This window comes from Nocardioides sp. (assembly GCF_031422975.1).
Lineage (GTDB): Bacteria > Actinomycetota > Actinomycetes > Propionibacteriales > Nocardioidaceae > Nocardioides.
Genome location: NZ_JANPEO010000573.1, coordinates 1 through 4164, shown reverse-complemented (window position 1 = coordinate 4164; position 4164 = coordinate 1). Strand labels below are relative to the sequence as shown.

General features: G+C 72.7%; 5 protein-coding genes and 1 pseudogene. 3 read left to right on the top strand and 3 right to left on the bottom strand.

What is annotated here, in order from left to right; all coding sequences use genetic code 11:
- Positions 1–438, top strand: a pseudogene (locus RMO85_RS17185) (N(G),N(G)-dimethylarginine dimethylaminohydrolase); the annotation flags it as partial.
- Here the strand turns inward: RMO85_RS17185 and RMO85_RS17180 are convergent.
- The 3 genes from RMO85_RS17180 to RMO85_RS17170 all read right to left on the bottom strand — a co-directional run bounded on the left by RMO85_RS17180 (position 407) and on the right by RMO85_RS17170 (position 2435).
- Entirely contained in the window at positions 407–1021 is a 615-nt protein-coding gene (locus tag RMO85_RS17180; protein ID WP_310529939.1) for a hypothetical protein, read from the bottom strand. The pseudogene RMO85_RS17185 and the gene RMO85_RS17180 sit on opposite strands and share 32 nt — an antisense overlap.
- Before the next feature lie 96 nt (positions 1022–1117).
- Positions 1118–1828, bottom strand: a complete 711-nt coding sequence (locus tag RMO85_RS17175; protein ID WP_310529938.1) for a phenylalanine--tRNA ligase beta subunit-related protein — start codon at positions 1826–1828, stop codon at positions 1118–1120.
- Positions 1821–2435 (bottom strand): XRE family transcriptional regulator, encoded by a 615-nt coding sequence (locus tag RMO85_RS17170; RefSeq protein ID WP_310529937.1) that lies wholly within the window; start codon positions 2433–2435, stop codon positions 1821–1823. Before RMO85_RS17170 ends, RMO85_RS17175 begins: the two co-directional genes overlap by 8 nt.
- Before the next feature lie 104 nt (positions 2436–2539).
- On the opposite strand from RMO85_RS17170, the gene RMO85_RS17165 reads away from it, so the two are divergent.
- Together RMO85_RS17165 and RMO85_RS17160 are read left to right on the top strand one after the other, a co-directional pair.
- Positions 2540–3544, top strand: a complete 1005-nt coding sequence (locus RMO85_RS17165) for an AMP-binding protein (protein WP_310529936.1) — start codon at positions 2540–2542, stop codon at positions 3542–3544.
- A partial coding sequence (locus RMO85_RS17160) for an o-succinylbenzoate synthase (RefSeq protein ID WP_310529935.1) occupies positions 3544–4164 on the top strand: 621 nt, incomplete at its 3' end. The genes RMO85_RS17165 and RMO85_RS17160, both read left to right, overlap by 1 nt.

The following is a 4164-nucleotide window of genomic DNA, read 5'->3' as shown; positions in this document are numbered from 1 at the left end:
CCGGGGCGGCTTGCGGGGGGTGCGGTGCTCCCCCCCGCGGGCTCGGTGGGGGGGGGGGGGGGGGGCCGCACCAACCGGGCCGGGGTCGATCAGCTCGCCGGCCACCTCGAGCCGCTGGGTGCGCAGGTGGTCGGCGTTGCGTTGACGAAGGTGCTGCACCTGAAGTCGGCGGTCACCGCCTTGCCGGACGGCGCCGTCGTGGGATTCGAGCAGCTGGTCGACGACCCGAGTGTCTGGTCGCGCTTTCTCGCCGTCCCCGAGGAACCCGGCGCCCACGTCGTGCTGCTCGACGAGAGCACGGTGCTGATGTCGGCCAGCGCACCGAGGACCCGACGGATCTACGAAGCGCGCGGCCTGCGCGTCGTCGCCGTGGACGTGACGGAGTTCGAGAAGCTCGAAGGCTGCGTCACCTGCCTGTCCGTGCGGCTTCGCGGCTGAACGCAGGCAGGGGGGCGGTCATGCGCGAGGCGAGCGCCAACCCGGCGTCCCATCCCGGAGCGCGGCCACCGGGTGGCGGTCGAATCGCGTCCATGGGGTGGCCCGTTCGCGCCAGTGCCCAGGAGACCAGGGAGTTGGAGTTCCACATCTCGCCGGCGCCCAGTTCGTCTCGCCCCCAGGTGAGGACCGGTACTTCGGTGAGAACGTCGAGCAGGGCCGCGACCCGCGCCGGGTCTTGCGTGGTGCGGACGGGGCTGTGGACCGCCTCGGCGACGTCCGGAAGAAGGCCACCGGGCCAGCAGCGCACCTCGTAGCGAAAGGCGCGGAGCCGGCCGAGGCGACTCGACCCGACCGGCCCCTCGCAGAGGACGCCGCGGGCACTGTCGTGGACGTTCCACACCGGTCCCATCTCGACGGCGTAGGTCACGCCGTCGAGGCCCACCATCAGGCCGGAGTGGTAGAGGTCCAGGGCTGCGCGGTGCTCGCGCCACGCTGACAGCCGCTCGTAGACGCGGCCGTTCGACCGTACGAAGTGCCCGCCCGCGCCGAGGGGCAGCCAGTAGAGATCGACCCACGCGTTCACCGAGTCACCTTCCGTCGCCTTCGCCTCCTCCCAGACAACAGCTCATCACCTCTGGCTGGAAGGGCCGAACGTCACTGTCCGTCGCCGCAAGGGGACTCAAGGGGCTGCGAGCAGCCGCTGGGAGGCCACGACACCGGGACCGAGGTGGTGCAGCAGGTCCTCGGCGGCGGCCTCGAGGGCGAGGGTGGTCATGGGATCGAGGGCGTCGAGGATGAACAGGGCCTTCGAGGTGTCCTCGTGCAGCAGGGTGCGGCGGGCCTGACGCCAGTTCCAGCGGCGGCAGGTGACCCCCGCGTCGTCGCACCAGACGACTTCCCCGGCTGCGGGATGTTCGGTCACGTCCCGCCCCTCGGCGACGGTGTCGAAGGGCTCGTCCGCGTGGCTGCGGACCAGTCGTGGCGCGCCGGTGTATCGGTCACGGTCCTCGCCGCCGAGCGGCACTTGATGGATGACACTGATCGCGTTGTAGATGTCGGTGATCGCGTTGACCCGCGGGAGTCCGCCGGCGGCGCGACTCATGAGCGCCTCGAGGCTGTTGCGGGTGCGCTGGGGCTTGGCGCCGAAGGCGCGGTAGGCCTCTCGCCACGCGGCGACGTGCGGGAGCTGCTCCACCGGACGGCTGTCGAGGAGCTCTCGTGCGACGTCCCCAGCACGCCGCACGAGGGCCTCGCTGCGTGCGTCGAGAGCGGCTGGCGTGATGTCGTCGACGGCGACGAGCAGGGCGCGGTAGTCCGGCCGCAGGTCGAAGACGGCCGGGTCGACCCGAGCGCGCGCGAGGAAGTCCTCGAGGGACCGCACGTCAGGCATGCCCGGAGCTCGCCTTCGGGCTGGCGCCGACTCCGGGCTCGAAGACGGCGAGGGAGAAGCGGGCGGCGATCGTCCGCTGGTTGGCGTAGCGGTGGGTCACGTCTCCCGCAAACGCGACGGAGTCGCCGGGCTCGAGCGTGACCGTCTCGTCCGCGACGTCGAGGGTGACGTGGCCCTCGTGGACCTGGAGGAGCTCCCTGGTCCCGGGCGCGTGGGGCTCGCTGTCGTGCTCGTCCCCGGGGGCCAGGGTCCAGTCCCAGAGCTCGAGCACGTCGGGAGGTTCCGTGCCCGCCACCAGGACTCCCCGACCGCCACCCGGGCCGGTCCACAACACGGCTCCGTGGCCGTTGGGCGTGACCTTCACGGGCTTGGGCCGGGGGACCGAGACGAGGGCGGGCAGCCCGATCCCCAGGGCGTCACTGATGCGCAGCAGCGTGGCGACACTGGGGTTCGCGCGGCCCTGCTCGACGTTGATGAGCATGCGTCGACTGACGCCGGTGGTCAGCGCCAGTTGGTCGAGGGTCAGATTCCGGGCGTGCCGCTGTGCTCGCACGGTGGCGCCGATCGCCGCCGAGGTCTCGCCTGCGGTGTCCGTCATGTGGTGCATCATAGTGCATCCATGGTGCACCACATGGGGCGGTGGCGCGGCGACGATGCGCCGCGTCGTGCACCTGGACGAGGCGCGCCTCGACCCCGAGATAGCGTGCTCGCGTGAGCTTGCTGCGCCCCTCCGACGACGCGGCCGTGGCGATCGCCCAGCTCGCCGACTGGCTGGAGGCGGCCGAACCGGCGCCGCTGCTGATCGAGACCTCGGGCTCGAGTGGCCAGCCCAAGCGCGTGGTGCTCTCCCGCTCCGCGGTCGTCGCCTCCGTCGAGGCGAGCGCGCGTCGTCTGGGAGAGAGCGGGCAGTGGCTGCTGGCGCTGCCGTCGTCGTACGTCGCGGGCATCCAGGTCATCTGCCGGTCGCTGCTCGCCGGGCATCAGCCGCAACGCGTCGACCGCCTTGATTTCGCGGCTGCGCCCAATGCCCGGCCGCCCCTGTTCACCTCCCTCGTCCCCACCCAGCTCCACCGGCTCCTCGACCAGCCCGCGCAGGTCGCGGCGCTGCGAGCGATGCACACGATCCTGCTCGGCGGCGGGCCGATCGATCCGGCGCTCCGGGCCCGCGCCGAGCGCGAGGGGCTACGGCTCGTGGCGACGTACGGCGCCTCGGAGACCGCCGGCGGATGCGTCTACGACGGGGTTGCGCTCGACGGGGTGGCGCTGGCGATCGGCGCCGACGGACGCATCCGGATCGGCGGGCCGACGCTCTTCGACGGCTACGACAGCGACCCGGCCTTGACCGCGGAGACGCTCGTCGACGGGTGGTACCACACCTCGGATGCCGGCCGGCTCGACGAGGACGGGCGGCTGCACGTGCTGGGCCGGATCGACGATGTTGTGATCAGCGGCGGGGTGAACGTTCCCCTGCCGGCCGTGGCCGCGAGGCTGCGCGAGCACCCGGACATCGAAGCCGTCGAGGTGCTGGGCGTGCCCGACGACGAGTGGGGCACGCAGGTGGTGGCGTTCGTGGTCGGTCGGGGCGACGACCTGCGCGCCTGGGTGGCCCAGGTGCACCCCCGAGCGTGGGCGCCGCAGCAGGTCGTCGTGCTCCCCGAGCTGCCGCTGCTGCCCAACGGCAAGGTCGACCGCCAGGCGCTGAGGGCACTCCTGTGATGCACGTCTTCTCGATCCCGTTGCGCACGACGTTCCGCGGCATCACCGTCCGCGAGGGCGTCCTCATCCGTGGCGAGGCCGGGTGGGGGGAGTGGTCTCCCTTCCTGGAGTACGGCGACGACGTGGCCCGCCCCTGGTTGCGGTGCGCCCTCGAGGCGGCGGCCGGTGACTGGCCGATACCAGTGCGCGCTGCCGTGCCGGTCAACGTGACGGTGCCCGCCTGCAGCCCCGAGCGCGCGCACCAGATCGTCCGCGCCGGCGGCTGCACCACCGCGAAGGTGAAGGTCGCCGAGCGGGGCCAGACGCTGGCCGACGACGTCGCCCGGCTCGAAGCGGTCCGCGATGCGCTGGGCCCGGCGGGGCTGATCCGGGTCGACGCCAACGGCGGGTGGGACCTCGACGAGGCGCTGCGCGCGATCACGCTGCTGGAGCGGGCAGCGGGCGGTCTGGAGTACGTCGAACAACCCTGCGTCAGCGTCGAGGAGCTCGCCGCGGTCCGCAGGGCCGTCGACGTGCCCATCGCCGCGGACGAGTCGATCCGGCGCGCCGAGGACCCCTACCGTGTGCGCGACCTGGAGGCCGCCGACATCGCGGTGCTCAAGGTGCAGCCGCTCGGCGGC